3 protein-coding genes are annotated in these 4786 nt (G+C 74.4%); all 3 read left to right on the top strand.

The genetic code is table 11. The annotated features are described in order from the left end of the window. A partial coding sequence (locus tag LLG88_11495) for a hypothetical protein (protein ID MCE5247524.1) occupies positions 1-286 on the top strand: 286 nt, incomplete at its 5' end. 438 nt (positions 287-724) lie between these two features. Next, positions 725-2944: a S9 family peptidase gene (locus LLG88_11490; GenBank protein MCE5247523.1), complete on the top strand. Its 2220-nt coding sequence runs from the start codon at positions 725-727 to the stop codon at positions 2942-2944. Further along, entirely contained in the window at positions 2941-4725 is a 1785-nt protein-coding gene (locus LLG88_11485; GenBank protein MCE5247522.1) for a M1 family metallopeptidase, read from the top strand. The genes LLG88_11490 and LLG88_11485 overlap by 4 nt, the downstream gene beginning before the upstream one ends. The last annotated feature ends 61 nt before the right edge of the window (positions 4726-4786 follow it).

The following is a 4786-nucleotide window of genomic DNA, read 5'->3' as shown; positions in this document are numbered from 1 at the left end:
GCTGCGCTTCGACGGCCCGACGACGCTCGTCTGGAGCGCGCAGGCCGCGACGGCGGGAAGCGCGACGCGCTACGACGTCGCGCGCGGCAACATCGCAGGCCTGCCCGCGGGCGCGCCGAGCGCGGTCTGCCTGCTGCGGCGCGGCGCGGCGACGAGCGTCGAGGACGCGGCGGTTCCGGCGCCGGGCCGCGCGTTCTTCTACGTCGAGCGCGCCGTCAACGCCTGCGGCGGCGACTACGGCCAAGCCTCTTCGGGCGCGACGCGCCCGTTCACGGCCTGCAACTGACGTCCGCCGCGCGGCGAACAGGCGCGCGGTCGCGTCGGCGCGCGGACGGCGACGTCGCGCGCGGGAATCACGACGCTGCGCGGACGGCGACGTTGCGCGCGGGAATCACGACGTTGCGCGGACGGCGACGTTGCGCGCGGTCACGTCGTGCAGGGGCGGCTGGCGCGCCGATCAGATCGTCGGAACGGCGGCGCCTCCACCGCGCCTGCCGCCCGACCTGGACCTCGCACCGCGTTGCCGTTCAACGCCCAAAGGCAACGATGCGAGTGAATCACGTCGGGCGGCAGGAGCGGATGAAACGCCGTCGTTCCGACGAGCCTCGTGACGCGCCAGCCGCCCCTGCACGCCTCGCGCCGGCCGCGTCCCCGGCGCCCGGGGGCGGGGATCGTGCGGGGAAGGCGTTCGGGGGTACGCTAGGCGCACACCTGCGGAGGCGGAATGCGTTCCCCTTGGGCTTCGGCCGTGATCCTCGGCGCCGCGCTGGCGCCGCTCCTCTTCCCCGCGCCCCTCGCCCGCGCCGAGGCGCGCCCCAAACTGACGATCGAACGGATCTTCGCCGAGCCGGCGCTCGACGGGACGCTGCCGACCGGGCCGCAATGGCTGCCCGACGGCAAGCGCCTCTCGTTCGTCGAGCGCGACGGCCAAGGCGAGGCCGCGACGACCACCCTCGTCCTCCTCGACGCCGAGACCGGCGCCCGCGCGGACCTCGCCGTCGAGCAGCGCCTCCCCGCGTTCCCCGCGGCGAAGCCCGGCCTCCCCGACGAGCGCGTGCGCGTCGCCGACCCCGTCTGGGCGCCCGACGCGTCGGCCGCGCTCCTTTCGAGCGGCCGCAGCCTCTTCCTGCTCGACGCCAAGAGCGGCGCGCTGCGCCGCCTGACCAACAGCCCATCGTCGGACGAGGACCCGCAGTTCTCCCCCGACGGCCGCCGCGTCGCCTTCGTCCGCGACCACGACCTCTACGTCGCGGACGTCGCGACCGGCGCCGAAACGCGCCTGACCTTCGACGGCGGCCCGGAGCGGTACAACGGCGTCCTCGACTGGGTCTACCGCGAGGAGCTGGCCGACGCCGACACGCGCGCCTTCGTCTGGTCCCCCGACGGCCGCGCGATCGCCCTCCTCTCGCTCGACGAGAGGGGCGTCCCGCGCTACCCGATCACCGACTGGACCGCGCTCCAGCCGCCGACCGAGAACCAGCTCTACCCCAAGCCGGGCGACCCGAGCCCGCAGGCCTCGCTGCGCGTCGTGCGCCTCCCCGACGGCCTCCCCGCCGCCGAGACGCGCGTCGCGCTGGCGCCGGACGCCTACCTGCCGCGCCTCGGCTGGACCCCCGACGGCCGCGTCTGGTTCGAGTCGCTCGACCGCCCGCAGACCCGCCTCGCGCTCAACGTCCTCGTCGAGGGGCGCGCCAAGGAGATCCTCGTCGAAGAGGACAAGGCGTGGATCAACCTCGAGGGGGAGCCGCTCTTCCTCCCCGACGGCCGCTTCGTCTGGTCGTCGGAGAAGGGCGGCCGCCGCGCGCTCTACCTCCACGCCGCCGACGGCCGCGAGCTGCGCCCGCTCGTCGCCGGCCCGTTCGAGGTCACCGCGCTCCTCTCCGCCGGCCCCGACGGCGTCGTCTACGTCGCCAACGCGCCGACCGTGCGCGAGCGGCAGCTCTTCCGCGCGCCGCTCGAGGGGGGCGCGCCGCGCCGCCTGACCGCCGAGCGCGGCACGCACGTCGTCGTCGCCGCGCCGCGCGGCGGCCTCTTCCTCGACCGCGCCTCCGCCGCCGACCGCCCGTGGTCGCTCTGGATCCTCGGCCCCGACGGCGCGCGCCTGCGCCCCGTCGTCGCCAACGACCGCCCGCCGGTCGCCGACTTCGCGCGCGGCGAAGTCCGCTTCCTCGAGATCGACGGCCCCGCCGGCTCCAAGCTCGAGGCCTCGCTGCTCCTGCCCCCCGACTTCGACCCGGCGAAGAAGCACCCCGCGCTCGTCTACGTCTACGGCGGGCCGCACGCGCAGGTCGTGCAGGACGCGTGGGGCGGCCGCTACGCCCTCTTCCACCAGTACCTCGCCGAGCGCGGCTTCGTCGTCTTCTCGGTGGACAACCGCGGCTCGTTCGGCCGCGGCCGCGACTTCGAGCGCGCGATCCTCGGCCGCCTCGGCAAGGCGGAGCTCGAGGACCAGCTCGCCGGCGTCGCCTGGCTCAAGGCGCAGCCGTTCGTCGATCCGGCGCGCGTCGGCATCTGGGGCTGGTCGTACGGCGGCTACATGACCTGCTACGCGCTGACCCACGCCCCCGGCGTGTTCAAGGCCGGCGCGGCCGTGGCCCCGGTCACCGACTGGCGCTTCTACGACTCGGCCTACACCGAGCGCTACCTCAAGCTGCCGAAGGACAACCCCGACGGCTACCGCGACTCGTCGCCGGTCAACGCCGCGGCGAAGCTCGACGGCGCGCTGCTCGTCGTCCACGGCAGCGGCGACGACAACGTCCACTGGGGGAACACGATCGCCTTCGTGGACGCGCTCTACAAGGCCGGCCGGCCGTACGACCTGCAGATCTACCCCAACAAGACCCACGGCATCCTGGGCCAGGCGGCGCGCACCCACCTGCACCGCCGCCTCGCCGCCCACTTCATCCACGCCCTGGCCCCCGAGCTGACGGAGGAGATCCGATGAACCGCCCCGATCCGCACTCGTACTACGACCCCGCGCAGCCGCGCGCGGCCGCCCTCGCGCTGCACCTCGACGTCGATTTCGCGCGGCGCGTCCTCGCCGGCGCGGCGACGCTGACGTTCGAGAGCCCCGTCTCCGGCCCGCTCGACCTCGACACCAAGGGGCTGGAGATCGCGCGCGTCACGACCGGAGACGGCCGGCCGGCGCCGTTCGAGCTCGCGCCGGAGGAGCCGATCCTCGGGCGGCGGCTGCGGCTGACGCTCCCCGCCGGGACGCGCGAGGTCACGGTGGCCTACACGACCTCGCCGCAGGCGATCGCCCTGCAGTGGCTCGCGCCGGAGCAGACGGCGGGCAAGGCCCATCCGTTCCTCTTCAGCCAGTGCCAGTCGATCCACGCCCGCACGATGGTCCCGCTGCAGGACACGCCGATCGCGCGCGTCCCCTACGCGGCCGAGATCACGGTCCCCGACCCGCTCGTCGCGGTGATGTCGGCCGGCACGGCGGGGCGCAAGGACGGCCCGCGCGTCGGCACGACGACCTACCTGTTCGAGATGCCGCAGCCGATCCCGCCCTACCTGCTCGCGCTCGCCGTCGGCAACCTCGCCTCGCGCGACCTCGACCCGCGCTCGCGCGTCTGGGCCGAGCCGGAGACGGTGGACGCGGCGGCCTGGGAGTTCGCCGAGATCGGGCCGATCCTCGACACGGCGGAGAAGCTGTTCGGGCCGTACGACTGGGACCGCTACGACATGCTCGTCCTGCCGCCGTCGTTCCCCTACGGCGGGATGGAGAACCCGCGCCTGACGTTCCTCACGCCGACGCTGCTCGCCGGCGACCGCTCGCTGGTGGACGTCGTGGCCCACGAGCTGGCCCACTCTTGGACCGGCAACCTGATCACCAACGCCTCGGCCGAGCACTTCTGGCTCAACGAGGGCTTCACGGTCTGGGCGGAGCGGCGGATCCTCGAGGCGCTGCACGGGCCGGACGTCGCCGCGCTCGGCTGGGCGATCGGCCAGCGCTCGCTGGAGGAGGCGATCGCGCGCTTCGGCGCCGACTCGCCGCTGACCAAGCTGCGCTGCGAGCTGACCGGCGTGGACCCCGACGACTCCTACTCCCAGGTGCCGTACGAGAAGGGGGCGCGCTTCGTCGCGCGGCTGGAGCAGGCGCTCGGCCGCGAGAAGTTCGACCGCTTCCTCCGCGCCTACATCGAGCGGTTCCGCTTCACCTCGATCACGACCGAGCAGTTCCTGGAGTTCCTCGAGGAGCGGGCGCCGGGGCTGGCGGGGCGCGTGGACGCGCGGACGTGGCTCTACGGCGTGGGGCTGCCGGCCGACGCGCCGACCTTCCGCTCCGAGTCGCTGGAGAAGCTGCAGCGGCTCGCCGCCGAGTGGAACGCGGGGACGCGCCCCTCGCCGGAGGAGGTCGCGCACTGGTCGCCGAACGAGCTGCTGATCTACCTGCAGAACCTGCCGCGGCCGCTGCCGACGAACCAGCTCGACTGGCTGGACAAGGCGTTCCACCTCACCGCGCGCGGCAACTACGAGATCCTCGTCGAGTGGCTGGCGATCGCCGCCGCGTCCGACTACGAGCCGGTCTTCCCGCGCGTGCGCGCGGTCCTCTCGACGGTCGGCCGGATGAAGTACCTCCGCCCGCTCTACGCCGCGCTCGGCGCGACCCCGCGCACCCGGGCCATGGCGCGCGAGATCTTCGCCGCCGTCGCCCCGCGCTACCACACCCTCTCCCGCCGCGTCGTGGAGAGCGTGATGTCCAAGTACGCCGCCGACTGACGCCGCCCCGCGCGGCTCAGCCAACGCGAACGCCCCCGGCCCCGCCGGGGGCGTTTCTTTT

It is taken from the genome of bacterium (assembly GCA_021372775.1).
Classification (GTDB): domain Bacteria; phylum Acidobacteriota; class Polarisedimenticolia; order J045; family J045; genus JAJFTU01.
Note: the sequence above shows the minus strand (reverse complement) of the source record. Positions and strands in the feature narration are given on the sequence as shown.

Coding starts and splice junctions, on each gene's coding strand:
- LLG88_11490 (MCE5247523.1), top strand. CDS start 725: ATGCGTTCCCCTTGGGCTTCGGCCGTGATCCTCGGCGCCGCGCTGGCG.
- LLG88_11485 (MCE5247522.1), top strand. CDS start 2,941: ATGAACCGCCCCGATCCGCACTCGTACTACGACCCCGCGCAGCCGCGC.